Origin of the sequence: Micromonospora sp. MW-13, assembly GCF_003434305.1 — a bacterium.
Lineage (GTDB): Bacteria > Actinomycetota > Actinomycetes > Mycobacteriales > Micromonosporaceae > Micromonospora.
In genome coordinates this window covers 152,657-179,083 of the sequence record NZ_QKKX01000035.1, presented here as the reverse complement: position 1 = coordinate 179,083, position 26,427 = coordinate 152,657, and the positions used below count along the sequence as shown (strand labels likewise).

The window sequence follows — 26,427 nt, the reverse complement described above, 5'->3', positions numbered from 1 at the left end:
GCGCCCGCCGGCGGGCTGCGCTCACCCCGGCCGGCGCGCGGACTCGGGTGAGCATAGCGATCCCTCAGCGGAGCAGTCGCGCCACCGCGTCGGCGGCCGGGACGTCCGCCGGCAGCGGGTGGGCCGCGGTCACGGCGGCCACCGGCAGCGTCCCGTACAGGTGCGGGAACGGCGCCCCGCCCCGGGACGGCTCCCAGCGCAGCGCCGCGCCGAGCGCCGCCGGGTCCACCGCGAGCAGGGTGAGCCCGGTGGCGCCGGCGAAGTGCCGCCGGGCCGTCTCGACGAGCTGGTCGGCGGCGGAGAGGTGGATGAAGCCGTCCTGGCGGTCCACCGCCGAACCGGCGAAGTGCCCGGCGTCCCGGGCGGCGTCCCACTCGGCCGTGGCCAGCAGCTTGTAGATCACCCCGGCAGCCTACGGCGACCGTGGCCCCCGCCGCCCGGGACCGGCCCGGCCCGGGCGTCCTCCGACGACGGGGAGGGTCTGACCGGCCGGCCCTCCCGTCCGGGCGGCACTTCTGGGACCATTCGACGGTCGAGTACGAGGAACGGAGGTCCGGGTTGCGCATCCTGCTGGTCGAGGACGACCGACGGGTGGCCGCCGCCCTGTCGTCCGCCCTGACCCGCCGCGGCTACGAGGTGGAGCACGCCGCCACCGTCGCCGCGGCGCTGTCCGCCGCGCCCTGCGACCTCGTGCTGCTCGACCTGACCCTGCCCGACGGCGACGGCACCGACCTGTGCCGGGCGCTGCGCCGGCGCAGCGCCCAGCTCGGCATCATCGCGGTCACCGCCCGGGGCGAGGAGCGCGACCGGGTCCTCGGCCTGCGGCTGGGCGCCGACGACTACGTGGTGAAGCCGTTCTCGATGGTCGAGCTCCAGGCCCGGATCGAGGCGGTGCTGCGCCGGGCCGCGCACGCCGCCCCGGAGCGGGACGTGATCCAGGCCGGCCCGGTCCGCATCGACGTCGCCGGTCGGACGGTCAGCGTGCACGACCGGGAGGTGACCCTCACCCGCAAGGAGTTCGACATCCTGCTCTCGCTGGCCCGGCAGCTCGGGGCGGCGGTGCCCCGGGACCGGATCCTGCTCGACGTGTGGGGCACCACCTGGGCGGACCGGCACACCGTCGAGGTGCACATCGGGTCGCTGCGCGGCAAGCTGGGCGACTCCCGGCTGGTGGAGACGGTCCGCGGGGTCGGCTACCGGCTGCGCGGGGAGTGAGGCGCCGGTGCGCCGTCGGTTGGTCATCAGCTACCTGCTGCTGATGGTGCTGGTGCTCATCGCGCTGGAGACGCCGCTCGCCACCACCCTGGCCACCCGGGAGACCGACGAGGTGCGCGCCGACCGGCTGGCCGACGCGACCCGGTTCGCCTCGCTGGCCGGGCCGGTGCTGCGCGGCGGCGTCCCCGGCCCGATCGGGGGCGAGCTGAGCAGCTACGACGAGCTGTACGGCATCGGCGCGGCCGTGGTCGACCGGGACCGCCGAACGGTGGTGGCCTCGCGCCGCTGGCAGGTCGGGCCGGGCACCGAGGCGGCGCTGGACAACGCGCTGTCCGGGCAGCAGTTCAGCGTCCCGGAGTCGGTGTGGCCGTGGACCGGCGGGCCGGTCGTGGTGGCGGTGCCCATCAACGACGGCGGTGAGGTGCTCGGGGCGGTGGTGATCGCCAGCCCGGCGGACGGGGTCCGGCGTACCGTCACCGCGTGGTGGCTGCTGCTCGCCGCGACCGGCATCTTCGCCGTGCTGGCCTGCGTGCTGACCGCGTTCGGGCTGGCCGGCTGGGTGCTGCGCCCGGTGACCGAGCTGGACGCGGTCACCCACGAGATCGCCGAGGGGGACCGGGGGGCCCGGGTGCAGCACCGGCTGGGCCCGCCGGAGCTGCGCCGCCTGGCGGTGAGCTTCAACAACATGGCCGACGTGGTGTCGGACGTGATGGACCGGCAACGGGCCTTCGTCGCGCACGCGAGCCACCAGCTACGCAACCCGCTGACCGCGCTGCGGCTGCGGGTGGAGGAGCTGGGGCCGAGCCTGACCGACCCGCAGGGGCGGGCCGAGCACCGGCTGGCGCTGGAGGAGACCGACCGGCTGGCCCTGCTGCTGGACGCCCTGCTCACCCTGGCCCGCGCCGAGCGCGAGGAGAACGAGCGGGTCACCGTGGACGCCGCGGCGGTCGCCGCGTCCCGGGTGGCCGCCTGGCAGCCGCTGGCCCGGCACCGGTCGGTCGCCCTGCGCCTGGCCCCGGTCGCCGGCCCGGTGTACGCCCGGACCGTGCCGACCGCCGTGGACCAGGCGCTGGACGCGCTGATCGACAACGCGGTCAAGTTCAGCGGCGCGGGCGGCGAGGTGACCGTGGACGTCGGGCCGGCCGACGACGGGGTGGCCCTGGAGGTCCGCGACACCGGCCCCGGCATGACCCTCGACCAGCTCGACCAGGCCACCGAACGGTTCTGGCGGGCTCCCGAGGTGCAGAACGTCGACGGCGCCGGGCTGGGGCTGACCATCGTCGCGGTCCTGGTCGACGCCTCCGACGGTCGGCTCACCATGCGCCCGGCGCAGCCGCGTGGCCTGGTGGCCGGCCTCTGGTTCCCGGCCGCCCCGGAGACCGAGGCCGCCCCCGCCCCCGCCCGGCTTCCGGGGGGCACCGCCGGGCCGGCCGGTGGGGCCGCGCCGGGCCGGGACGCCCCGCCGGCCGGCGGGGCGGCTGCGCCGGCCGGCTGACGGTCAGGGCTTGTTCGACCGGTACCAGTCGGCGGCCCCGGGATGCAGCGGCAGCGGGGCGGTGGCGATCGCCGAGCGGGGGCTCATCCGGCCCGCCGCGGGATGCGCCGCGGCCAGCTCGGCCCGGCGTTCCATCAGCAGCCGGGTCACCTCCCGGACCAGCGGCGCCGGCAGGTCGGCCCGGACGACCAGGTAGTTCGGGTTCGCCACGGTGGTCACCGGCTCGACCAGGTACACCGAGCGGGGAATGTCCCGGGACACGTAGACCTCCCGGTAGCTGCGCCGCAGCGGCTCCGTCCACTCGCCCAGGTCGACGATCCGGGTGGCGCTGTCCGAGGCCAGCTCCTCGACGCCGCGCACCGGGAGCCCGCCGGAGAAGAAGAAGGCGTCGATCCGCCCGACGCGCAGCGCGGCGACCGAGCCGTCCAGCCCCAGCCGCTCCCTACGGACCGCGGTGCCGCCCAGTCGGGCGACCTCCAGCAGCCGGGTGGCGGTCACCTCGGTGCCGGAGCCGGGCGCCCCCACGGAGACCCGCCGGCCGCGCAGGTCGGCCACCGAGCGGACCGGGCCGTCGGCCCTGGTGACCAGGTGCAGCAGGTCGTCGTAGACCCGGGCCACGGCCAGCACCCGTGGCTGCTCCTCCCGGTCGGTGGGAAGCACGTCGGCCTGGGTGAAGCCCAGCTCGGCGTCCCCCGTGCCGAGCAGCCGCATGTTCTCCGCCGACGCGGCGGTGACCACCACGCTCGCCCGCACCCCGGGCAGTTCCCGGTTCAGGATGGCGGCCAGCGACTCGCCGAACGCGTGGTAGACGGCGGTGGGGCTGCCGGTGGCGATCCGGATCGGGATCGGCTCGCTCGGCGAATCCTGGCAGGCGGCGAGCCCGGGCCACGCCGCCACCAGCACCAACAGCAGCACCGCCACGCCGGCGGCGCGCGGTGGCACAGACCAGCTTCGGCTCACCCGGTGCACTCTGCGCCGTGCGGCGCTCCCGGCGCAAGCCCGCCGGCCGGCCGCGCTCAGCCGACCGCGGCCACCCCCGGCCCGGTCGCCGGGTCCAGGGCGACGCTGTGCAGGATGCGGTCCCGGTCCGGGCCGTCGGCCACGCTGACCACGAAGCAGCCCGCGCCGGGCCGTAGCAGCGCCGGCACCTCCAGCAGGGCGGCGCCCCGGACCAGCACGGCGGCCAGCTCCCGGTCGGTCAGCCGGATCCCGAGGATGTGCCGGCGCACGTGCCGGCCGCCGGCCAGCAGCGCAGCCCGCCAGGCCGAGGCGGCCAGCCGGGGACGCCACGTCCGGCGGGCCGTGGACGCGCCCGGGACGGGCCCGCCGAGCAGCTCCCGGCGGCCCTGCCGCCAGCCGATCTCGACCAATGTCGCGTACGTCGCCCGGTGCTCGCGGGGCACCTGGAGCCGGTGCAGCTCGTAGCGGCGGCGCAGGCCGCCGGTGGCCACGTCGTGCCCGACGGGGATCTCCAGCCGGGCGAGGAGCAGGCGCATCCGGTGCGCCGCGTCCTCCCGGTTGAACTCGGCGGCCGGGCCGATGTGGGTGGGGCCCGGGGGCCGGCGTCCCGCCCCGGCCGGGGCGGCCGGCGCGGAGGTGCAGCGCAGCAGACAGGCCACCTCGAACGCGTCGGCGAGGGTCAGCCAGTCCAGCGGGGCCGGGGTCGCGCGAGGACGAGGCCGGTCGAGCAGCGTGGGTTCGGGGGCCACCACAGTCTCCTTGTCGGCGTCGGGGATCCCCTAACCGTGGCCTCCCGGGCGGTCCGGTGGTAGCCGTGGCCGCGAGCCTTGAGGAAATCTTGCGACAGTAGCCGACGACGACGTGTCCCGTGCGCGATCTGTCACAACTGCGTCACCACGAGGTCCACCGTCCGGGGCCGGCCGGCGGTCACCGGCTGTTCCAGGACCGTGTACTTCAGGTCCCGCAGCGCGGTCACCAGCTCGCCGGCCCGGCGCGGCCGGGCGCCGGCGACGAGCAGGTCGCGGACCAGCCGGCCCTTGGTCGCCTTGTTGAAGTGGCTGACCACCGACCGGACCGGCCCGTCCGGGGTGTCCCGCTCGTGCAGCACCCGCACCGTCACCGTCCGTGCGGCCAGCTCGCCGCGCGGCGTCCAGGTCGCCGCGTACGCGCCCGAGCGCAGGTCCAGCACCGCGCCGCCGCCGGCCGCCGCGTCCAACGCCGGGGCCAGCTCCCGCCGCCAGTACGCCGACAGCGCCCCCACCCCGGGCAGCCGCGCCCCGATCGGGCACCGGTACGGCGGGATGCGGTCGGTGAGCCGCACCGCCCCCCACAGGCCGGAGCTGATCAGCACCGAACGGCGGGCCGCCCGCTGTGCCGTGGGGGGCAGCGTCGCCAGGTCGAGGGCCTCGTAGAGCACGCCGGTGTAGATCCGGCCCGCCGGGGCGGTGGCCGCCCGCTCCAGCCGGGCGTTGCGGCGCAGCTCACCGGCCAACCCCGGGGTCAGCCCCAGCGCGTCCAGGGCCGCCGCCTCGTCCGGCCCGGCGCAGAGGCCGACCAGTTCCGCCAGCACCCGCGCGCGGGCCGGGGCCAGCTCGGGCAGGGACAGCCGGGCCGGGTCCAGCCGCCGGCCCGTGCCGGCGTCGGCCTTCCCCTCCGAGGGCGGCAGCAGGATGAGCATCTCGGTACGACTCCTCGGTGCGGCGGCGCGCCGGCGCGCGCCGGTCCGGCCAGCGTACGGCCCGGGTCAGCGCCACGGCCGCACGGCCGTCTCCGGGTGGTACACGCGAAAGCCACCCACCTCGGCGATCAGCGCCGGTGCGGCGCGCGCGCCCAGCAGCTCCCGCAGCCGCCGGTCGGCGGGGCCGTCGGCCGCCAGCACGTACCCGGGGCGGTCGGCCTGCCCCACCTGCCGCCAGTACGGCCCGTACCGGTTCTGCCCCGGGGTCAGCTCCTCGTCGAGCACCCCGCAGAGCACCGCCTCGGCGGTGTTGAAGACCAGCCGGTTGCAGGTCCAGTATTCGCCGTACACCGCGCGCAGTCCGGCCCGGTGGACCGTGTCGGCCAGCTCCCGGGCCCGCCGCTCCTCGGCGCGCACCGGGCCGACGCCGGCGACGAACAGGCCGGTGGCGACCACCGCGGTGGCGGTCAGCCCGGCCAGCGCGGCGGTGGCCGACGCGCCGGCCAGCCGGCCGGCGGCCCCCGCCGTGCCCCTCCAGACGCCGACCGCCGCCAGCCACAGCGGCCACAGCACCACCGGCAGCGAGAGTTGGAGCACCGACAGGTAGCGGGCGTTGTTCAGCGGGTCGGTGGCGGCCAGCGGGCTGCGGACGTACGTCGCCAGGGTGAGGGCGGCACCCGCGACCAGGGCGAGCTGCGCGGCCGGTCCGGCCCGGTCGGCGGTCGGCCGACCCCGGTCGCCGGCGGTCGCGGTCGTGGAGGAGCCGGCGGCGGCCCGCCGGTACGCGACCAGGGCGAGCGCCCCGGCGGCGGCCAGCAGCGCCGGGTAGAGCAGCCCGAACCACTGCTGCCAGCGGGCGCAGCCGTCGGCCGGGCAGAGCCCGGTGGCCAGCGGCACCCCCTCCAGGAGCCCGCCGCGCAGCCGATCGAGCAGGGGCGGGGCCGCGCCGGTCACCGTGCTGATCCGCCGCAGCACCGACAGCGAGTCCTGCCCGGGCGGCGCGCGCAGGTTGTCGACGATCAACGGCGCCGTCCCGACGGCGAACCCGGCCGCCAGCAGCGCCCCGGACCAGCCGAACAGCTCTCGGCGCAGCACCCAGACCAGCAGCAGCCCGGCCACGGCCAGGTACGGCACGATCAGCCAGTCCGACCACACGGCCAGCCCGGCCACCAGTCCGGCCGCGCCCACCGCGAGCCGCCGGGCCCGGACCCGCCCGTCGGCCAGCCCCACGGCGACCAGCAGGATCAGCACCACCGCCGGTTTCACCTCGGGCCGCCCGCCCACCGCCATCAACTGGTCCCGGAGCACCCGCTCGGGGCCCAGCGCGAGCAGGCCGACGACCAGCACGGCGTGCCACGGCGCGCAGATCCGGCGGGTCAGCCGGTACATCAGCCAGACGAAGACCGCCCAGAGCGCCAGCACCGGCAGCCGCAGCACCGGCCAGCTCGGGCCGGCGACGGCCACCAGCGGGGCCGCCAGGTACGACTCCGCCGTTCCCATGTAACGCTGCCCGTACAGGAAGACGGGGTGCTCCCGGCCGGCGGCGACGTGCAGCGCGGCCAGCCCGAAGGTCGCCTCGTCGCTGTTCGACACGGGCACGGTGAGCAGCGTGAGGAGCAGCCGGTAACCGAACCCGGCCAGCCCGAGCAGCAGCGCGACCAGCGCCGGCCGGTCGAGCGCCGGGCGCCGTCGCCCATGGAGTCGCACACGTGTCGACACGACCAACGCCCCCGTCGTCGTCCCGACCGGAGTATGTCACGTGTCGGGTGCAAGCGGGGCGAATCGGGCGGAGCCGGCAGCTCCTCGCCTTGCGTGGCCGTCTCCGCCGAGGTGTGGCAGGGTTGCAGCGTGCCACCGACACCCGCCGGCGAACTGGCCGTTCCGAACCTGCACCGGGCCGCGCGGATCGAGGATGCCGTGCACAACCTCGTGGAGCGCCGGCTGCGGCGCACCGGGTGGCAGACCAACATTGTCGCGTACGCCGGGTACGGCGCCCCCGGCTGGGCGCGCGTGCTGTGCCGGGTGCTGCTCGGCCGCCCCGACACCCGGTCCGGGCAGCGCCTGGAGAAGGTGCGCGGCTGGCGCAGCTTCGCCACCCTGCCCGCGAAGCACGTGACGGTCACCGTCGAGGCCGGCGGGGTGACGCACGAGGCGAAGGCCGACCGCAGCGGCTTCGTCGACACCGTGGTCGAGGCCAACCTGACGCCCGGCTGGTCGTCGGTGCGGTTGAGCGTCGCCGACGCCGAGCCGGTGGAGGCGCTGATCCGCGTCCTCGATCCGAACGTCCGGTTCGGCATCCTCTCCGACATCGACGACACGGTCATGGTGACGGCGCTGCCCCGTCCGCTGCTGGCCGCGTGGAACACCTTCGTCCTCGACGAGCACGCCCGCACCGCGGTGCCCGGCATGGCCGTGCTCTACGAGCGGCTGGTCACCGCCCACCCCGGGGCCCCGGTCCTCTACCTGTCCACCGGCGCGTGGAACGTCGCGCCGACCCTGACCCGGTTCCTGTCCCGGCACCTCTACCCGGCTGGGCCGCTGCTGCTCACCGACTGGGGGCCGACGGCCGACCGGTGGTTCCGCAGCGGCCGGGAGCACAAGCGGGCCACCCTGGCCCGGCTGTCCCGCGAGTTCCCCGACGTGCGCTGGCTGCTGATCGGCGACGACGGCCAGCACGACCCGGAGATCTACCGGGAGTTCGCCGCCGGGCACCCGGACAACGTGGCCGGGGTGGCGATCCGCCGCCTCTCGCCCACCCAGTCGGTGCTGGCCGGTAGCCTGCCCGCCCCGTCCGGCAGTTCGTCGTCCGGGCCGGTGGGGCAGAAGTGGCTCGCCGCCCCCGACGGCGCGGGGCTGTGGAAGCTGCTGCGCGAAGCCGGCCTGGTCTGAGCCTTCCCGGCACGGCGGCCGGGGCCGGTCCCGGCGTGCGCCGAGACCGGCCCCGGGTCAGAAGATCCGGGGTGGTATTCGGTCCCGCGCGCTCCGACGGGACCCGGCCGGACGGGCACGACTGGCGGTGTCGCGGGCGACGCCGCCGGCACCGTTGAGCTGTCAGGACTAATTGGTGATCAAGGTCCGGGCCGGGTCGGCGGCGAGGGTGCCGGTGCCGGGGGTGCCTGCGGTGAGGTTGGTTACCCGCCAGAGGACGGTGCTGCCACCGGCGCCGACGGTCCACAGGTCGGGCGTGCCGTCGTTGCCGACGTCGGCGGCGCGCAGGGTGAGGTTCGCGCCGGTGTTCCAGGACGTGGACAGCGCGTAGGGGGTGTAGCTGAGTGCGCCGGTGTCGGGGTCGACCGTGAGGTCGGTCCACAGGTGCAGGGCGCCGGTGGTGCGGTTCCACAGGAACATGGCGGTGCCGCCGGTGAGCTGGGCGGTGGCGATCGTCCAGTTGTTCCAGTCGGTGCCGCCGGTGGGGGTGAGGGCGGTGGTGTGGAAGACGCCGAAGTATGCGGCGGGCGCACCGAGGCTGGGGTAATAGGTCAGGTGATGGCCGGTGGTGGCGTTGCCGCTGATGCCGATGAGGTCGGGGACCGGGGCGTCGATGCGGCGGGTGTCGCCGGCGTTGGCCAACTGGAGGGGTATGTTGCCGTCGGGGTCGAGGAGTTGGCCGGAGTAGATGCTGAACTGGTTGCCGCTGAGGTGGCTCTGGAGGACAGAGCCGTCGCCGTTGGCGGCCAGGACGCTGGCGCCGCCTGGATTGACGCCGGCGGGGTAGTAGACGAGGACGTCCTGGACCCCGGTGCCGGTGAACCGGCCGGTGAGGACCTGCGCCCCGTCGAAGTCGGCGGAGGTGTTGTTCCCGACCCCGTTGCCCAGGGCGCCGATGTCGGTCGCGGGGAGAGCGGAGCCGGCGGTGTTGCCGGGGGCCAGCCAGAGCCCGGAGGGCAGGCCGTGCGCCGCGCCCACGATGAGCAGGTCGGCGGCCCCGTCTCCGGTCATGTCGCCGTCGACGGCGGGGGGAGCGGGGTTCGAGTTGAACGTGACGTTGGTGGACTCGCCGAAGCTTCCGCCGGAGACGCCGGTCACGGTGAGGGTGTTGGTGAATCGGGTGGGTGCGATCACGATGGTGGCGTTGCCCTGGCCGTCCGCCGCGACATTGGCCGGCGGGCCGGCATTGAGTTGGTAGACGTACTGGCTCGGGGTGTCGCCGGTGGCGCTCTTGGCGACGGTGAAGGTCGCCGGCACGTGCACCGTCGTGGTCAGGTCTCCCGGGTGGGAGACGGTGGGTGCCCCGGGCGGGGTGGAGTCGAGGTTGACGGCGAGGGCCGAGCGCGCTGCCGCTACCGCCGGCCCGGCGGGAAGTGAGGTGGCCCCTCCGGCCGTGACGAGGCCGACGCCGATGCCGGCCGCGATGACCCTGATCCTGGACGTTCTCTCCCGAGGGATGCTTGCGGGCACGAAGGTTCCTCCCAGGTACGAGTCCGAGTGACGTGTTGACCTCGTTCGGTGGTCGCACCAGTGAACCACCTGACCCCGGTCGGTGAAAGTTGTGAAGGATACTTGCGCAACAGACCGGCAGCATCGAACATTCTTTTCGTGCGCAGAGATTATGGTCGATTCCTTTCCGGCGCGGCGCTGACGGTGGCGCTGGCGCTCGGCGTGGCCGTCCCCACGGGTGCCACCGCCTCCCCGCCCGCCACGCCGGACACCGTGCCGGTGGCCGCCCAGGCGGCCTGCGTGACCGATCCGGCCACCCCGAAACGGCAGCTCCGCGGCATGTGGATCGCGAGCGTCGCCAACATCGACTGGCCCAGCCGCACCGGGCTCACCCCGGCCGCCCAGCAGGCGGAGTACCGGGGCTGGCTCGACCTGGCCCAGCAGCGGCGGATGAACGCCGTCGTCGTGCAGATCCGCCCCACCGCCGACGCGTTCTGGCCGTCCACCTACGAGCCCTGGTCGCACTGGCTCACCGGCACCCAGGGCGGTGACCCCGGCTACGACCCGCTGGCCTTCATGGTGGCCGAGGCGCACGCCCGCAACCTGGAGTTCCACGCCTGGTTCAACCCGTACCGGGTCGCCAACCACACCGATCTCACCAAGCTCGTGGCGAGCCACCCGGCCCGCAAGAACCCGGGCTGGGCCGTTGCCTACAACGGCCAGCTCTACTACAACCCCGGCATTCCCGCCGTCCGCGCCTTCGTGCAGGACGCCATGATGGACGCCGTCCGCCGCTACGACATCGACGCGGTGCACTGGGACGACTACTTCTACCCGTACCCGGTCAGCGGGGTGGCCTTCCCCGACCAGGCCACCTTCGCCCAGTACGGCGCCGGCTTCAGCGACATCGCCGACTGGCGGCGCAACAACGTCAACCTGCTGGTCCAGGAGATGCACGACCGGATCCGGGCGGTCAAGCCGTGGGTGAGGCTCGGCGTGAGCCCGTTCGGCATCTGGCGCAACGCCGGCACCGACCCGCTCGGCTCGCGCACCACCGGCCTCCAGTCGTACGACGCGATCTACGCCGACACCCGCCGCTGGGTGCGTCAGGGCTGGGTCGACTACATCGCCCCGCAGCTCTACTGGCACATCGGCCACCCTTCGGCCGACTACGCCGAGCTGGTCCGCTGGTGGTCGGAGACCGTGACCGGCACCGACGTGCAACTGTTCGTCGGGCAGGCCACCTACCGCGCCGGCGCGGCGGGGCAGGACGCGGCCTGGCAGGACCCGGCCGAACTGACCGACCACCTGACAACCAACCGCGTCTACCCGCGGGTCGCCGGCGACATCCATTTCAGCGCCAAGGACGTCCGCGCCGACCGGATCGGCGCCGTCACCCGGATGGCGGCCGACCACTACCGCCGGCCGGCGCTGGTGCCCGCCGGGCTGGGCGGTGTCGCGCCCGCCGCGCCGACCCTCACCTCTGCCGTGCGTGGCACCGGCGGCGTGACCCTGACCTGGCAGCGCGGCGCGACCGGTAGCACGGCCGCGTACGCGGTGTACCGGCTCCCCGGCGACGGCGCGGTCGACCCCTGCGACCTGACCGACGCCCGTAACCTGCTCGGCACGGCCCGTGCCTCGGGCACCACCGGGACGTTCGTCGACGCCACCGCCGCGACCGGCTCGACCTACCGCTACCTGGTGACCGCCCTGGACCGGCTGCACCACGAGAGCCCGGCCAGCAACGCGCGGGTGGTCACCGGCACCGGCGGCACGTTCAGCGTGATCGTGGACAACGCCACCGTCGGCGGCTTCACCGCCGCCGCCACCTGGGGCACGTCGTCGTACTCCTCCGCGCGGTACGGCGCCGACTACCGGTTCGTCACCCCGCAGGCGGTCAGCGACCCGGCCTGGTTCAGCGCGACGCTGCCCGCCGCCGGCTCGTACCGGGTCGAGGTCTGGTACCCGTCCGACCCCGGCTACAACAGCGCCGCGCCGTACCTGGTGGCGACGGCCAACGGGACCGTGACGACCAAGGTCGACCAGCGGACCGGCGGCGGGCAGTGGCGGGTGCTGGGCACCTACGACTTCGTCGCGGGTACGCGCCAGATCGTCGGGGTCAGCCGCTGGACCAGCACGTCGGGGTACGTCGTCGCCGACGCCGTACGGATCACCCGGCTCTGAGCCGACAGAGAAACTTCTCGTACGGTCAATTCCTTACCGGTCTGTTCGGCCGTAGGTGCCCTTCCGGGTGCCTACGGCCGAACGGCAGCAGCCGCGTAGGCGTCGACGAATTCGCGGGTGGTGGCCGTCGACCCTTGCGGCCGTCCCAGGTTCGACCGGAGCTGCGCGAGGTGACGGCTCACCCGCCCGGAGCTCACCTGGCCGATGGCGGGCAGCACGCTCATGCCGATGCGCGCTGCCTCGTTCACGTCGCCCTGTTTGTATGTCGCCTCCGCGAGCCGAGTCGTGTAGTAAAGCTGATTACGTCGGTGCGATGGGGAGAGATCCATCGTCATGGCGCGGAAGGACTGGGCGGCGCGTTCAGGGTTGCCCAGGACGAGGAAAGACGTGCCTTGGACGCCAGTCATCTCGTGGTCGGTCACGAAGCCAAGGAATGGCAGATCATCCTGATGAGTGCCGCGTTCGAACTCGCGGCGCGCCTTCGTCATCTCCCGGGTGAATCCGCTCGTATCGCCAAGGACCGAGTATGCGCGGGCCCTCCGCAGGTGCAGCAGCGTGGTCAGTCGGGGCGTGGCCAGCCGGAGGACACCCGGAGGGCGGCTTCGGCGCAGTGCAGCGACTCTCGCGGCCGGTCGTCCCGAAGCAGCCGGGCGAGACCGTCCAATGCGGTGACTTCGCTCTGCGGGTCGTCGGCGATTCGTGCTCGTGTGATCGCCTCGTTGAGGTACGGCCTCGACTCCGACTGTCGCTCGGCGTCGATCGTGAGCCAGGCGGCCTCGCAGGCGAGTCCGGCGAGTGCGGTGTGCAGGGCGTCGCCGACCTCTCGGCTGTAGGTGGCCTTCGTGGCCCAGGACGTCAGGTGGGCGTGGACTCGGATGGCGATGTCGCAGAGCTGGTCGGCTCTGACGGCTGCGTCGGCGCGACGGAAATCGTCGACCAGCGAGCTGGCGAAGCGTACTTGTTCCATGTCGATGTTCTTGGGTGTGTTGGTGGGTGTGGCGAGCAGGTCGAGGGAGCCGGTCGCGGCGATGCCCGCGAGGGCGGCGAGGGCGTGGAACTGTCGGCGGTCCGTGGTGCCACCTCCTTCATCCGATGCCGTGGTGACGGCATCTGCCGGGGCTGGTGGGGGTTGCCAGTCCGGCGGTGTCCCGGGGGCCGGTCGGTTGGTGGGCCGGCTGTTCTTCGTCTGCGTGCCCAGCCATCCCGCGACTGCGGTCTGCGGCAGCGGGTTACGCCCGTGGTAGGGGTGGCAGCGGAAGGCCCGGATCACCCGCCCGAGGTGCCGCGCGGCCAACGCTCGCCGTACTGGCTCGTGCTCCCAGAAGTTGGCCGGCACCACCGGCGGTTGACTCAGCCGGTTCCGCTCGGCGGCTTGGCAGGGGGCGCATCGTCCACTGTCGTTGTCGCGGGCCAGCCGGCCGCCGCAGCGGGGACAGGTTGCGTGTGTCACGGGAAACCTCGCCATCCGCGGGTGGCTCCGTCCGTAGCGCCTCGTCGAGCGTACCCATTCAAGTGCGCTGTGTGCAGGGCCGGTATACGTACCGCGCATACCGACGAGGCGTTTGCCGCGTTTGGTGACGGGATGGTCAGCCTGCGGGAACGGACATAGTCGCTCTGATCCTCACCCGCGTCGCGTCACGAGCCGTGCAGCCGCTTCACGTCGCAGGCCAGCACGAGCGGGCAGGCCGGAAGCGTCACGCTCCCCCGCACGTTGCACCGGGGGCAGCAGAGCAAAGGCGGCTTACAGGTGTCACCGGCGGATCGGCGACGACGCCGGCATCCGTGTCGGCACTCCCGCCCGGCGCCGCCCTCCCCTGTCAAGTTCGTGCGCACCCTACGGGTTCGTACGGCGCGAACCGCCGCTCGTCCAGGACGATTGCTGCGTCGCCCCGCCAGGGTCATTGCGTAGTCGGATTGCTCCTGGTCGCGGTGTCGATGAGGTCGTTGGGTCGTCGCACACCGCCACTGCAATGGGTAACCTGGGCGCGGGACCCGTCCGAAGGCGATCGGGTCGACCCCGTTAGGTTTCGCTGCCAGGTCCGGTCTGTCCTTCAGGGCCCGGCACCGGTCGGGCTCGACATCGACTGAGGAGACGGACATGGCGGTAGGAGTGTTTGCGGGCATCCCGGTGCGCGACTATGATAGCGCCCTGGAGTGGTACAAGCGGCTGCTCGGTGCTGAACCGGCCTTCTATCCGAATGAGATCGAGGCGGTCTGGCAGTTGGCCGAGGATCGGTACGTGTACATCATCCAGGATCCCGACCGGGCCGGCGGAGCTGTCAGCATGATTTGGGTCGACGACCCAGTCGCCGAGGTTGCGAGGATCTCCGGACGGGGCCTGGAGCCGGTCGACGTTGAGAAGCACGACTCGGTCTGGAAGTACGTCTTCCACGACAGCGACGGCAACGAGACCGGAATCGGCGGAGACGTCTCGACGACCGGATGATCACCGGCTCCGCGCTGCAGGCGTGGTGACCTCGGACCACTCTTTCCCCGCCGCCGTTGGTGCGGTGGTAGCCGATCGCGGTTGTTACGGAGTGTGGCGATGGCGGCGGGCCCGGTGCCGGTCCGGGCTTGGTGTAGATCTTCACGGAACTTCATTCCGACCGGATTCTCGTGCCGTCAATGATTTTCCATGCATAGACCTCTGGTGAAACTTCCCTCCAAGCGGGACAGTGAACGGCAACGATGCCTCACCCCTGTGGAGCTGCCATGGCCATGTCACCGCTGCGCGCCGTCGCCCTCGCGGGTGCCACCGCCCTCGTCCTTCTCGGCACCACCGCCCCCGCAGGGGCCACCAGGTCGGCCGCCGGAGCCAGCACGGTCACCCACGACGAGCAGATCACCTGGCAGGGCTGGTCCGGCACCACCCTGTCAGCCGGCGTCACCGCCGGCACTACCGTCACCGCCGCCGGGCTCACCCTCGGCACCCCGGTCGGCGCCACCGTCTACAAGGACCCGCACACCAGCATCAGGCGGACCTGGGCGTACGGCACCTGGACCTCGCCGCTGACCGAGGTCGGCTTCGGCGCCAGCGAGCTGGTCGCCTCCTGGAACGTCGACACCCCGGCCGGCACCTGGCTCCAGGTCGAACTCCAGGGCACCTACACCACCGGCACCCGCACCCCCTGGTACGTGCTGGGGCGCTGGGCCTCCAGCGACGCCGACGTCAAACGGACCAGCGTCGACAGGCAGAGCGACAGGACGTCCAGCATCTGGACCGACACCTTCGCCATCGACAACGCGAGTGCCGGGGTGCTGCTGCGGGCGTACCAGCTCCGGCTGACCCTCTACCGCGACCCGGCGCAGACCGCTTCCCCGCTGGTCCGCTCGGTCGGCGCGATGAGCTCGAACGTGCCGGACCGGTTCACCGTCACCCCCAGCGCCGGCCACATCGCCTGGGGCACCGAGCTGGCGGTCCCGCGCTACTCGCAGAACGTCCACGCCGGCCATTACACCCAGTACGGCGGCGGCGGTGAGGCCTGGTGCTCGCCGACCTCCGTCGAAATGGTGATCGAGTACTGGGGCCGGAAGCCCTCCGCCGCCGACACGTCCTGGGTGAACCCCAGCTATGCGGACCCGACGGTCGACCACGCCGCCCGGATGACCTACGACTACCAGTACAAGGGCACCGGCAACTGGCCGTTCAACACCGCGTACGCGGCCAGTTTTCCCGGGCTGGAGGCGAAGGTGACCCGGCTGCACTCACTCGACGAGATCGAGCACTTCATCGCCGCCGGCATCCCTGTGGTGACCAGTCAATCCTTCCTCGCCAGCGAGCTGACCGGGGCGGGCTACGGCACCGCCGGGCACCTGATGGTGGTAGTCGGCTTCACCGCCACCGGTGACGTGATCGCCAACGACCCGGCCTCACCCAGCAACGACGCGGTACGGCACATCTACTCCCGGGCGCAGTTCGAGCAGATCTGGCTGCGGACCAAGCGGACCACGGCCAGCGGCGGCACAAGCAGCAGCTCCGGCGGCATCGTCTACCTCGTCAAGCCGACCGGGGTGGCCTGGCCGCAGGTGACGGACTCCACCAACTGGTAACGACGGTCGGCACCACCAGACGTGCAAACCGCCACCCCAACGACCTCATCGACGCCGTGACCAGGAGCAATGCGACAACGCAATGACACTGGCCCCCCGGCACCATCGGGGTGGGACTTCACGGTCGACTGCCAATTGCGGGGAACCCGCCGGCGCGCAAAGCGCCGGCGGGTTCACGTACAGGCCGACCACGTCACGCAGCGTCGACTCGAAGCTCGGGTCTAAGGACGGCTGCGCCCCGCCCGGCTGCGCCCCTCTGCGGCGGTTCCCTCCGCGGCGAACCGGCTACGCCACCGACGGACAGACAGACCTCGGCGTTCGATACACCGTCCGCCGCCCACAACAACGCCTTGGCCTGGCACACCTACCTTAAGCGGCACCTGCCCGTGTGCCCCGTACACTTGCCAAGTGCGACCCCTTCGGTACTCCATCAACGTCACTTTGGACGGGTGCTGCGATCATCGGGCAATCCCCGCGGACGAAGAGTTGCATCGTCACCACGTCGGGAACCTCAACCAGGCCGATGCGCTTCTCTTTGGCCGGGTGACGTACGAAATGATGGAATCAGCGTGGCGGCCGCCGGCGCCGACGGGAGCGAGACCTGATTGGGTGGAACCCTTCGCTCAGACGATCAACGCGGCAAAGAAGTACGTCGTGTCGAGCACCCTGGAGCGGGTCGATTGGAACGCGGAACTCGTGCGCGGGGATCTGGGCAAGGCCGTTCAGCGGCTCAAGCGGGAGTCGGGCAAGGGACTGTTCGTGGGAGGTGTGAAGCTCCCGCTGGCGTTGGCAGAGCTGGGATTGATCGATGAGTACGAGTTCGTGGTGCAGCCCAGGCTCGCGGGCCACGGGCCGACGTTGTTCGCGGGGCTATCGAAGCATGTCGACTTGAAGCTCGTGAGCCGGCTGGAGTTCGGCTCGGGGGCGGTGGCGATGCGGTACGAGCCGAGAAGGTAGCCATCGGGCTGGCTAGGAACGCCCAGCACCATCCGGTACCAAGCCGAACAACGGCGGCGTCCCGAGGCAGGCCATCGGGTGCTCAGTCGCGGCGCAGCCAGAGGACGCCGAGCGGCGGCACCCGCAGCGCCACGGACGCCGGCAGGCCGTGCCACGGCACGTCCTGCGCGTGCACCTCGCCCAGGTTGCCCACCCCGGACCCGCCGTAGTGGTGGGCGTCGGTGTTGAGCACCTCCGTCCAGGTGCCGGCGGCGGGCAGCCCGATCCGGTAGTCCTCCAGCGGCACGGCGGAGAAGTTCGCCACGCAGACCAGCGTCGCGCCGTCCGGGGCGATCCGCACGAACGACACCGTGTTGTGGGTGACGTCGTCGCCGGCGATCCAGCGGAACCCGGCCGGCTCGGTGTCCTGCGCCCACAGCGCGGGGGTGTCCCGGTAGACGCGGTTCAGGTCGCCGACGAGGCGTTGCACGCCGGCCCGCGCCGGGTCGTGCAGCAGGTACCAGTCGAGGCCGCGCTCCTCGCTCCACTCCCGGTCGTCGGCCAGCTCGCAGCCCATGAACAGGAGCTGCTTGCCCGGGTGCGCCCACATGTACGCCAGCAGCGCCCGTACGTTGGCCAGCCGCTGCCAGGTGTCGCCGGGCATCTTGGCCGCGAGGGAGCCCTTGCCGTGCACCACCTCGTCGTGGCTGATCGGCAGCACGTAGTTCTCGCTCCACGCGTACGCCAGGGAGAAGGTGAGCTGGTGGTGGTGGTGTTGCCGGTAGATCGGGTCCTTCGAGGTGTAGAGCAGGGTGTCGTGCATCCAGCCCATGTTCCACTTGAAGCCGAAGCCCAGCCCGCCGCCGGCCGTGGACCGGGTGACGCCCGGCCAGGCCGTCGACTCCTCGGCGACCAGTACCACCCCGGCGTGCCGCTTGTAGACGGTGGCGTTGACCTCCTGCATGAAGGCGATCGCCTCCAGGTTCTCCCGGCCGCCGTGCTGGTTGGGGACCCACTGGCCCTCGGGGCGGGAGTAGTCCAGGTAGAGCATCGAGGCGACGGCGTCGACCCGCAGCCCGTCGACGTGGAACTGGTCGCACCAGTACAGCGCGTTGGCGACCAGGAAGTTGCGCACCTCGCGGCGGCCGAAGTCGAACACGTACGTGCCCCAGTCGGGGTGCTCGCCCCGGCGCGGGTCGGGGTGCTCGTACAGCGGGGTGCCGTCGAACCGGGCCAACGCCCACTCGTCCTTGGGGAAGTGCGCCGGCACCCAGTCCAGGATCACCCCGATCCCGGCGGCGTGCAGGGTGTCGACCAGGTGCCGGAAGTCGTCCGGGTTGCCGAACCGGGAGGTCGGCGCGTAGTAGCCGGTCACCTGGTAGCCCCAGGAGCCGCCGAACGGGTGCTCCATCACCGGCATGAACTCCACATGGGTGAAGCCCAGCTCGGTGACGTACGCGGTGAGCTGCTCGGCCAGCTCCCGGTAGCCGAGGCCGGGCCGCCACGAGCCGAGGTGCACCTCGTACACGCTCATCGGCTCCTGGTGCGGCTGCCGCCGCGCGCGTCGCGCCAGCCAGTCGGCGTCGTTCCACTCGTACGTCGAGCGGTGCACCACCGACGCGGTGGCCGGCGGCACCTCCGCGTACGCGGCCAGCGGGTCGGCCTTGTCCCGCCAGTGCCCGTCGGCGCCCAGCACCCGGTACTTGTACCTCGCCCCGACCGGCGCGTCGGGGACGAAGATCTCCCACACCCCGCTGGAGCCCAGCGAGCGCATCGGCCAGCCGTCGTCCGGGCCCCAGCCGGTGAAGTCGCCGACCACCCGCACGCCGCGCGCGTTGGGCGCCCACACCGCGAACGCCACACCCCCGTCGCGGACCCGGGCGCCGAGCGCCTCCCACAGCCGCTCGTGCCGGCCCTCGCCGATCAGGTGCAGGTCCAGCTCGCCGAGGGTGGGCGGGTGGCGGTACGGGTCGTCGTGCACCGCGCCGTCGACCTCGACCCGGTAGTCGAGCACCTCACCGGGCAGGACGGCCTCGAAGACGCCGACGTCGTGCACCCGGGTCGTCTGGTGTCGCTCGTCGCCGACGAGCACGCTCACCGCCCGAGCGCCCCGGCGCATGGTGCGGATGGTGGTGCGCCCGTCGGCGGGGTGCGCGCCGAGCACGGCGTGCGGGTCGTGTGCCGCACCGGCGATCAGCTCGTCCATCGTGCGTCGTCCTTGTCAGCCGCAGCGGCGGGGGCGGTGCCCCCGGAGAGGTCGGCGGGCACGTCCCGCACGGTCAGGTCGGGCGCGGCCGGCCGCACCGGCGGCGGGGGGACCGGCCGGCGCACCGTGAACACGTGCGCGGGTTGCAGGTACGGGTCGAGCCGGACCGCGTTGTGCTGCCCCCAGTCGTAGCTGGCACCGGTCAGCTCGTCGTACACGGTGAACCGTTCGTGCCAGTCGAGGCCCAGCGCCGGCATGTCCAGGGTGGTGTTGCCCCACTGCACGGCCTGCGAGTCGAACGAGCAGACCACGACCACCGTGTTGCCGGTCTCCGGGTCGCGCTTGGACCAGCACAGCAGCGCCGGGTTGTCGATGTCGTGGAAGACCAGGTTGCGCAGCCGGTGCAGGGCCGGATTGTCGCGCCGGACCCGGTTGAGGGTGGCGACGAACGGGGCCAGGGAGCGCCCCTGCTCCTGCGCGCCCGCCCAGTCCCGGGGGCGCAGCTCGAACTTCTCGTTGTCCAGGTACTCCTCCGCGCCGGGGCGGGCGGTGTGCTCGAACAGCTCGTAGCCGGCGTACATGCCCCAGGAGGGGGAGAGCAGCGCGGCCAGCACCGCCCGGATCTTGAACATCGGCGGGCCGCCGTGCTGCAACGTCTCGTGCAGGATGTCCGGCGTGTTCGGCCAGAAGTTCGGCCGCATGTGGTCGACCGAGGCGACCAACTCCGCGCAGTACTCCCGCATCTGCGCCGGCGAGGTGCGCCAGGTGAAATAGGTGTACGACTGGGTGAAGCCGATCTTGCCGAGCCCGTGCATGATCGCCGGCCGGGTGAACGCCTCGGCCAGGAACAGCACGTCCGGGTCGACCCGCTTGACCTCCCAGATCAGCCAGTGCCAGAAGTCGAACGGCTTGGTGTGCGGGTTGTCCACCCGGAAGATCCGGATGCCCTCGCCGACCCAGTGCAGCACCACCCGCAGGATCTCCGCCCGGATGCCCTCGGGGTCGTTGTCGAAGTTCAGCGGGTAGATGTCCTGGTACTGCTTCGGCGGGTTCTCCGCGTACGCGATGCTGCCGTCGGCCCGGGTGGTGAACCACTCCGGGTGCTCGGTCACCCACGGGTGGTCCGGCGCGCACTGCAACGCCAGGTCCATCGCCACCTCCAGGCCCTGCTCGGCGGCGGCGGCGACGAAGTCGCGGAAGTCCGCCGGCGTACCCAGGTCGGGGTGGAGGGCGTCGTGGCCGCCCTCGGCCGCGCCGATCGCCCACGGCGAGCCGACGTCGTCCGGGCCGGCGGTGAGCGTGTTGTTGCGGCCCTTGCGGTTGACCCGGCCGATCGGGTGGATCGGCGGCAGGTAGAGCACGTCGAAGCCCATCGCCGCGACCCCGGGCAGCCGGTCCATGGCGGTGACGAAGGTGCCGGAGCGGGCCGGGGCATCGGCGGTCGCCGGGACCGCCCCCTCCGAGCGGGGGAAGAACTCGTACCAGGCGGAGAAGAGCGCCCGGGGGCGGTCCACCCAGAGCCGGTGCTCCTCGCCGGTGGTGACCAGCTCGCGCACCGGGTGCGCCCAGAGCAGGTCGGCCAGCTCCAGGGCCGGGGCGACCCGCCGGGGCAGCTCCAGCCGCTCGTCGCGCAGCGCCGCCACCGCCGCCGTCACCCGGTCGGCGTCACCGGCCGGGACGAGGCCCACGGCCGCCGTCAGCACCCGCGCGCCCTCGGCCAGGTCGTTGGCCAGCTCCGCCGCGCCCTGGCCGGCGGCGACCTTCTTGGTCACGGCGTTCTGCCAGGTCAGGTACGGATCCTGGAACGCCTCGACGGCGAAGGTCCACGCGCCGACGGCGTCCGGGCGGATGGTGGCGTGCCAGCGGTCCTGCCCGGGCTCGCCGGGGCGCATCCGGGTGAACGGCCGGGCCCGGCCGTCGGGGCCGAGCCAGACCACGTTGCAGCCCAGCGCGTCGTGCCCCTCCCGGTAGGCGCGGGCCGACACGGGCACCGCCTCGCCGACCACCGCCTTGGCCGGGTAGCGACCGCAGGAGACGACGGGGGAGACGTCTTCGATCGGAAACCGTCCAGTCACCCCGCCAACCTACTGTGCGAGATCGCCTCGCGCGCGGCCAAGCGTAGGCGAGGCCGGCGCGGCGGGTCTCATGATCGTCTGCTGATGAGGGAGAAACGGGTCGGCGTGTCGTCTCCATTTTCAGCAGACGATCATGGTGGACGGGTTGGATCTAGGCGGGCGGTTCCGGTGCCACGTAGGAGCCCTTGCCCTGGTGCACCTCGATCCAGCCCCGCTCATCGAGGATCCAGAGGGCTCGTTTGATCGGGTTGTCGGACGAGCTGTACTGCCGGGCGAGTTCGGCGATCGTTGGCAGCTTGTCGCCGGGCTTGAGTGTGCCGCTTCGGATCGACGCGGTGACATCATCGACGACCTGCTCATACACAGGCTTGCGGGGCATGGGGGGACCACCTCTCGTCAGCCTGTCCAGAATCTCACCAAGCGCGACACGGTGTGGACCCTGTGTTGACTCTTGCTACTAAGGGTCCTAAGTTGCTTCGTAGCAGGGGTCCTCTCGTCAGCAGCGGAGCACCTCTACCCGGGGCGGGGTGGTTCCCCGTGCCACCTCGCCCCCTGACAAGCCCTGAGGAGGCACCGATGCCCGAGCGCCCGCATGACGGGCCGTTGCCGGCGGCGTACCCGGTTCCGGGTGGCCGGCCTCCGCACCCCGACGGAGACCGGGTGCCATGTCCGGCCCGCCCGGCCCGCAGGCCGCTCGCCCGGCGGCAGTACGCCTACGGCCTCACGGTCGCGCTGCTCGTACTCGTCCTGCTTCTGGTCGGGATCTTCGGGTGAGCGGGACGGGCCGGCGGTGAACGAGCTGCCGGTGGGCCGCCGGGTCGCCCAGTGGCGAGTGCGGCGGAACATGACGCAGCAGCAGTTCGCCGACCGTCTCGGCAAGTCCAAGAGCTGGGTGGACAAGGTCGAACGTGGGGTGCGCCGGCTGGAACGGGTGTCCAACCTGCGGGAGATCGCCGAAGCGCTCCGGATCGATCTGGAGGTCCTGCTCTCGGAGCGGCCGGGGACGCCGAACCCCACCGCCGCAGGGGTGGAACAGGTCCGGGCCGCCCTGGCCCGGTACCACATCGAGGCCCCGACCCGGCCGCCCGACGTCGCGGAGCTGCGGGCCCGTCTGGGCCACGCGGGCCAGAGCTACCGGCACGCCCGGTACCCGGAGTTGCTGGCCCTGCTGCCCGGCCTGCTCGACGCCGCCCGCGCGGCGCGGGCCACCCGCCCCGGTCGGGCGACCGACGGCCTGCTGGTACCCGTGTACGGGCTCATCGCCCTAGTGCTGGTCAAGGTCGACCAGGGGGAGCCGGCCTGGCTGGCCGCCGACCGGGGGATGGCCGTCGCCCTGGCCACGAACGACCCGTGGGTGGCCGCCGTCGCCACCGTGCCGCTGAGTCAGGCCCTGAGGTCTGTCGGCCGCCGACGGTCCGCGATGGAGACTGCCGTCGTCGCCGCCCACCGCATCATGCGGTCCCGGTCCGGGGTCGATCTGCCGGCCGACCCGTCCCTGCTCGGCACGCTGCTGCTCCAGGCAGCCCTCGCCGCCGCAGGCCAGGGGGACGAACGCGGCGTCCAGGAGTTGCTCGACCAGGCCGCGCAGGCCGCCCAGGAGATTGGCGACGGAGGCTTCGGCCTTGCGGCGGTCGAGGCCGCCCGGGTGGTGGCCGAGGCGGCCCTCGGGGACGGCACGGCGGCGACGGCACGGCACGAGCGGCTGACGGCCGGCGGCGAGTGGCGGTGGCTGCCGCCCGAGCACCGGGCCGCGTACCTGCTCGACGCCGCCCGCGCGTACGCGCAGACGGGCGACATGTTCCGGGCGGGCCGGGCGCTGCTGGACGCGGAACGCACCGCGCGCGGCGAGGTGCACGACCGGCCGGCGGTACGGGACCTGGTCGCCGTCGTGGCGCGGTCCGCCGCCGCCCCGGCGGGCCTGGCCCGGCTCGCCGCCGCCCTCCACGTCACCTGACTTCAGGGTTGCCGTCAGGCGAAGTGGTGCCCGGACCGCCGAGAGGTAGCCGTCGCCGATGCGTGCGGTGTGCCGAGTCGATTCCGAGCCACAGGAACGTCACGGTTCCGAGCAGCAGGACCACGAGGCCGAACAGGGGGTGGCGCAGCCAGTAGCCGGGCAGCCAACGGCTGCGCAGCCGGACTCGCGCACGTCTTCTCCGCCAACCCATGCCGACCTCGACGAGAACGGCGCCACGATCGCCGCCCCCACAGCCTCATGCGTGGGGAGGCGGCCTGCCCGACACGTCCTCGGCACCCACGGCGGTGGCGAGATGCGGGCGGGAGCGCTTCGGTCAGGGAGTCCGGGGGGGTCCCAGGTGTGCCTTCCGGTGCCTGTGGAGCTGAGTCGAATACGACATCAGCCACGCCCGCCGCCATCGGCGACCGCACGCGACGACCGCCACGACCGCCAGCCACGACCCAACGGGGCGGTGGGTAACCGCGACCGGTGGTGGCCCGACCGACGGTGATGACGTAAACGACTCAGCTCCATAGGCGCCGTCGCCCACGTCATCGGCCGCCGCCCACAGTTCCGCCCGGACCACCGTCCCCCCGCCGGCCGGGGACCGCACCCACGACCAGGCGATGGCCCTGCCCCGCGTCACCCTCCAACCAGGCCACGGCACCGCGTACGCCCAGGTCAGACACACCTCAATCGACTACGCACAAGACCCTGCCGCAGAACCGACGGACTACCCGATCAACGTTCAAAGACGCGGCCCTAGCGCGGCAGCGAGCGGTAGAGGTCGAGGGTGCGGGCGGCGATGGCGTCCCAGGAGAAGTGCTCGACGGCGCGACGCCGCCCGGCCCTGCCCAGCTCGGCGGTCTTCGTCGGGTCGGCGAGCAGGGTGTTGATCGCCGCCGCCAGCTCGGCCACGAACCGCTGCGGGTCCAGCGGCCGGCCCGACCCGTCGGTGGCCTGGTCGATGGGCACGAGTAGCCCGGTCTCGCCGTCGGCGACCACCTCGGGGATGCCGCCGGTGGCGGTGGCCACCACGGCGGTCTCGCAGGCCATCGCCTCCAGGTTGACGATGCCCATCGGCTCGTAGACCGAGGGGCAGGCGAAGACCGTGGCGTGGGTGAGCACCTGGATCACCTCGTGCTTGGGCAGCATCTCGGCCACCCAGACCACCCCGGACCGGTTGGCCCGCAGCTCGGCCACCAGGCCCTCCACCTCGGCGGCGACGTCGGGGGTGTCGGGGGCCCCGGCGAGCAGCACGAGCTGGGTGTCGGCCGGCAGCTCGCGGGCCGCCCGTAGCAGGTAGGGCAGGCCCTTCTGCCGGGTGATCCGCCCCACGTACACGACGCTCGGGCGGGCCGGGTCGATGCCGAGCCGGTCCACCACGTCGGTGCCGGGGTCCGGGGCGTACTGGGCGGTGTCGATGCCGTTGTGGACCACCCGCACCCGGTCCGGGTCCACCGCCGGGTACGCCGCCAGCACGTCCGCGCGCATCCCCGCGCTCACCGCGACGATGGCGTCGGCCGCCTCGTACGCCGTGCGCTCGCACCAGGAGGACAGGGCGTAGCCGCCGCCGAGCTGCTCGGCCTTCCACGGCCGCAGCGGCTCCAGGCTGTGCGCGGTGACCACGTGCGGGACGCCGTGCAGCAGCTTCGCGGTGTGCCCGGCGAGGTTGGCGTACCAGGTGTGGCTGTGCACCACGTCGGCCCCGGCGCAGCCGGCGGCCATCTCCAGGTCGACGCCCATGGTGCGCAGCGCGGCGTTCGCGCCGGCCAGGCCGGCCGGTTCGGCGTACGCGGTGACGCCCGGCTCGGTGCGCGGCGCGCCGAAGCAGTGCACCCGCACGTCGGCGAGCCGGCGCAGTTCCCGGGCCAGGTACTCGACGTGCACCCCGGCGCCGCCGTACACCTCCGGCGGGTACTCGCGGGTGAGCAGATCGACGCGGAGCTGTGCCGTGGCCGGGGCGGAGTCGGTCATGCCCGCACCCTAGTGCAGAAGTCGGCCCGTACGAGTGGTGAAGTGGCACGCGGATCGCTAGCGTCTGTTCATGGCTGACAAGGTGCTCGCGATCGTCCTGGCCGGTGGGGAAGGCAAGCGCCTGATGCCACTCACCACGGACCGGGCGAAGCCGGCCGTCCCGTTCGGCGGGATGTACCGCATGGTCGACTTCGTCCTGTCCAACCTCGCCAACGCCGGCTTCATCAAAATCGTCGTGCTGACCCAGTACAAGTCCCACTCACTGGACCGGCACATCACCAAGACGTGGCGGATGTCGACCCTGCTCGGCAACTACGTCACGCCGGTGCCGGCGCAGCAGCGGCGCGGGCCGTGGTGGTTCGCCGGGTCGGCCGACGCGATCTACCAGAGCTTCAACCTGGTCCACGACGAGCAGCCGGACTACGTGATCGTCTTCGGCGCCGACCACATCTACCGGATGGACCCCCGGCAGATGGTGGACGACCACATCGCCTCGGGCGCCGGGGTGACCGTCGCGGGTATCCGCCAGCCGCTGTCGACGGCCGACCAGTTCGGGGTGATCGAGGTCGGCGAGGACGGCCGGCGCATCCGGGCGTTCCGCGAGAAGCCCACCGATGCGGCCGGGCTGCCCGACGCGCCGGACCAGATCTACGCCTCGATGGGCAACTACGTGTTCACCACGAAGGTCCTCCTGGAGGCCGTCGAGCGGGACGCGGAGGACAAGACCAGCAAGCACGACATGGGCGGCAGCATCATCCCGATGCTGGTCGAACGGGGCGAGGCGAACGTCTACGACTTCCGCGACAACGAGGTGCCCGGCAGCACCGACCGCGACCGAGGCTACTGGCGGGACGTGGGGACGCTCGACTCGTTCTACGACGCGCACATGGACCTGATCAACGTGCACCCGGTGTTCAACCTCTACAACTTCGACTGGCCCATCTACACCGAGCAGCCGCCGTACCCGCCGGCGAAGTTCGTCCACCAGTGGGGCGAGCGGGTCGGCCGGGCCGTGGCGTCGATGGTCTCGCCCGGCGCGGTGATCTCCGGCGGCCTGGTGGAGAACTCGATCGTCTCGCCGAAGGTGAAGGTGCACTCCTGGGCGCACGTCGACGGCGCGGTGCTGATGGAGGGGGTCGAGATCGGCCGGCACGCCGTGGTCCGCCGCGCCATCCTGGACAAGAACGTCGTCGTCCCCGAGGGGGCCGAGATCGGTGTCGACCTGGAGCGGGACCGGCAGCGCTACACGGTCTCCGACAACGGCATCGTGGTGATCGGCAAGGGCCAACGGGTCGAGCCCTGAGCCACGTGTGACCCCGG

General features: G+C 72.8%; 22 protein-coding genes. 10 read left to right on the top strand and 12 right to left on the bottom strand.

The window, feature by feature from the left end:
- Positions 1–64: 64 nt before the first annotated feature.
- Entirely contained in the window at positions 65–403 is a 339-nt protein-coding gene (locus tag C5N14_RS19160; RefSeq protein ID WP_117669483.1) for a DUF952 domain-containing protein, read from the bottom strand.
- A gap of 155 nt (positions 404–558) precedes the next feature.
- Here C5N14_RS19160 and C5N14_RS19155 point away from each other — a divergent pair, with 155 nt between their 5' ends.
- Both C5N14_RS19155 and C5N14_RS19150 read left to right on the top strand, forming a co-directional pair.
- Positions 559–1,215, top strand: a complete 657-nt coding sequence (locus C5N14_RS19155; RefSeq protein WP_117669482.1) for a response regulator transcription factor — start codon at positions 559–561, stop codon at positions 1,213–1,215.
- 7 nt (positions 1,216–1,222) lie between these two features.
- Complete coding sequence (locus C5N14_RS19150; RefSeq protein ID WP_117669481.1) at positions 1,223–2,710, top strand: HAMP domain-containing sensor histidine kinase; 1,488 nt, start codon at positions 1,223–1,225, stop codon at positions 2,708–2,710.
- Between the two features lie 3 nt (positions 2,711–2,713).
- On the opposite strand, the gene C5N14_RS19145 is transcribed toward C5N14_RS19150, so the two are convergent.
- The 4 genes from C5N14_RS19145 to C5N14_RS19130 form a co-directional block, all read right to left on the bottom strand.
- Positions 2,714–3,670: a TAXI family TRAP transporter solute-binding subunit gene (locus tag C5N14_RS19145; RefSeq protein ID WP_117669559.1), complete on the bottom strand. Its 957-nt coding sequence runs from the start codon at positions 3,668–3,670 to the stop codon at positions 2,714–2,716.
- A 56-nt stretch (positions 3,671–3,726) separates the two neighbouring features.
- Positions 3,727–4,419, bottom strand: coding sequence for a hypothetical protein (locus C5N14_RS19140; protein ID WP_117669480.1), 693 nt, complete (start codon positions 4,417–4,419; stop codon positions 3,727–3,729).
- A 131-nt stretch (positions 4,420–4,550) separates the two neighbouring features.
- Positions 4,551–5,348, bottom strand: coding sequence for a peroxide stress protein YaaA (gene yaaA, locus C5N14_RS19135; RefSeq protein ID WP_117669479.1), 798 nt, complete (start codon positions 5,346–5,348; stop codon positions 4,551–4,553).
- 66 nt (positions 5,349–5,414) lie between these two features.
- Entirely contained in the window at positions 5,415–7,067 is a 1,653-nt protein-coding gene (locus tag C5N14_RS19130; RefSeq protein WP_165878153.1) for a glycosyltransferase family 39 protein, read from the bottom strand.
- A gap of 129 nt (positions 7,068–7,196) precedes the next feature.
- Between C5N14_RS19130 and C5N14_RS19125 the strand changes: the two genes are divergently transcribed.
- On the top strand, positions 7,197–8,237 hold the full coding sequence (locus tag C5N14_RS19125) for an App1 family protein (RefSeq protein ID WP_243639772.1): 1,041 nt from the start codon (positions 7,197–7,199) through the stop codon (positions 8,235–8,237).
- 168 nt (positions 8,238–8,405) lie between these two features.
- On the opposite strand, the gene C5N14_RS33805 is transcribed toward C5N14_RS19125, so the two are convergent.
- Positions 8,406–9,746, bottom strand: a complete 1,341-nt coding sequence (locus C5N14_RS33805; protein WP_128763608.1) for a hypothetical protein — start codon at positions 9,744–9,746, stop codon at positions 8,406–8,408.
- A 318-nt stretch (positions 9,747–10,064) separates the two neighbouring features.
- Between C5N14_RS33805 and C5N14_RS19110 the strand changes: the two genes are divergently transcribed.
- Positions 10,065–11,909 carry a family 10 glycosylhydrolase gene (locus tag C5N14_RS19110; protein ID WP_117669558.1) on the top strand — a complete coding sequence of 615 codons (1,845 nt, stop codon included), beginning with the start codon at positions 10,065–10,067 and terminating at the stop codon, positions 11,907–11,909.
- Positions 11,910–11,980: 71 nt separating this feature from the next.
- Here C5N14_RS19110 and C5N14_RS19105 read toward each other — a convergent pair whose 3' ends face one another.
- Both C5N14_RS19105 and C5N14_RS19100 read right to left on the bottom strand, forming a co-directional pair.
- Positions 11,981–12,397: a hypothetical protein gene (locus C5N14_RS19105; protein WP_117669474.1), complete on the bottom strand. Its 417-nt coding sequence runs from the start codon at positions 12,395–12,397 to the stop codon at positions 11,981–11,983.
- Between the two features lie 71 nt (positions 12,398–12,468).
- Positions 12,469–13,359: a hypothetical protein gene (locus C5N14_RS19100; RefSeq protein ID WP_128763607.1), complete on the bottom strand. Its 891-nt coding sequence runs from the start codon at positions 13,357–13,359 to the stop codon at positions 12,469–12,471.
- Between the two features lie 648 nt (positions 13,360–14,007).
- Here C5N14_RS19100 and C5N14_RS19095 point away from each other — a divergent pair.
- The 3 genes from C5N14_RS19095 (at position 14,008) to C5N14_RS19085 (ending at position 16,916) form a co-directional block, all read left to right on the top strand.
- Positions 14,008–14,355, top strand: a complete 348-nt coding sequence (locus C5N14_RS19095; protein WP_117669472.1) for a VOC family protein — start codon at positions 14,008–14,010, stop codon at positions 14,353–14,355.
- A gap of 266 nt (positions 14,356–14,621) precedes the next feature.
- Positions 14,622–15,959: a peptidase C39 family protein gene (locus tag C5N14_RS19090; protein WP_117669471.1), complete on the top strand. Its 1,338-nt coding sequence runs from the start codon at positions 14,622–14,624 to the stop codon at positions 15,957–15,959.
- Between the two features lie 408 nt (positions 15,960–16,367).
- On the top strand, positions 16,368–16,916 hold the full coding sequence (locus C5N14_RS19085; protein ID WP_117669470.1) for a dihydrofolate reductase family protein: 549 nt from the start codon (positions 16,368–16,370) through the stop codon (positions 16,914–16,916).
- An 82-nt stretch (positions 16,917–16,998) separates the two neighbouring features.
- Here C5N14_RS19085 and glgB read toward each other — a convergent pair whose 3' ends face one another.
- The 3 genes from glgB to C5N14_RS19070 form a co-directional block, all read right to left on the bottom strand.
- Entirely contained in the window at positions 16,999–19,101 is a 2,103-nt protein-coding gene (glgB, locus tag C5N14_RS19080; protein ID WP_117669469.1) for a 1,4-alpha-glucan branching protein GlgB, read from the bottom strand.
- Positions 19,089–21,176 carry an alpha-1,4-glucan--maltose-1-phosphate maltosyltransferase gene (locus C5N14_RS19075; protein WP_117669468.1) on the bottom strand — a complete coding sequence of 696 codons (2,088 nt, stop codon included), beginning with the start codon at positions 21,174–21,176 and terminating at the stop codon, positions 19,089–19,091. Before C5N14_RS19075 ends, glgB begins: the two co-directional genes overlap by 13 nt.
- A 151-nt stretch (positions 21,177–21,327) precedes the next feature.
- Positions 21,328–21,555 (bottom strand): winged helix-turn-helix domain-containing protein, encoded by a 228-nt coding sequence (locus C5N14_RS19070; RefSeq protein ID WP_117669467.1) that lies wholly within the window; start codon positions 21,553–21,555, stop codon positions 21,328–21,330.
- A gap of 197 nt (positions 21,556–21,752) precedes the next feature.
- Between C5N14_RS19070 and C5N14_RS33265 the strand changes: the two genes are divergently transcribed.
- Positions 21,753–21,950 (top strand): hypothetical protein, encoded by a 198-nt coding sequence (locus tag C5N14_RS33265; RefSeq protein ID WP_243639768.1) that lies wholly within the window; start codon positions 21,753–21,755, stop codon positions 21,948–21,950.
- Between the two features lie 16 nt (positions 21,951–21,966).
- Positions 21,967–23,130 carry a helix-turn-helix domain-containing protein gene (locus C5N14_RS19065; RefSeq protein WP_243639766.1) on the top strand — a complete coding sequence of 388 codons (1,164 nt, stop codon included), beginning with the start codon at positions 21,967–21,969 and terminating at the stop codon, positions 23,128–23,130.
- Between the two features lie 762 nt (positions 23,131–23,892).
- Here C5N14_RS19065 and glgA read toward each other — a convergent pair.
- Positions 23,893–25,107, bottom strand: coding sequence for a glycogen synthase (glgA, locus tag C5N14_RS19060; RefSeq protein ID WP_117669465.1), 1,215 nt, complete (start codon positions 25,105–25,107; stop codon positions 23,893–23,895).
- A 70-nt stretch (positions 25,108–25,177) separates the two neighbouring features.
- Here glgA and glgC point away from each other — a divergent pair, with 70 nt between their 5' ends.
- Positions 25,178–26,410: a glucose-1-phosphate adenylyltransferase gene (gene glgC / locus C5N14_RS19055; protein WP_117669464.1), complete on the top strand. Its 1,233-nt coding sequence runs from the start codon at positions 25,178–25,180 to the stop codon at positions 26,408–26,410.
- Positions 26,411–26,427: the final 17 nt, after the last annotated feature.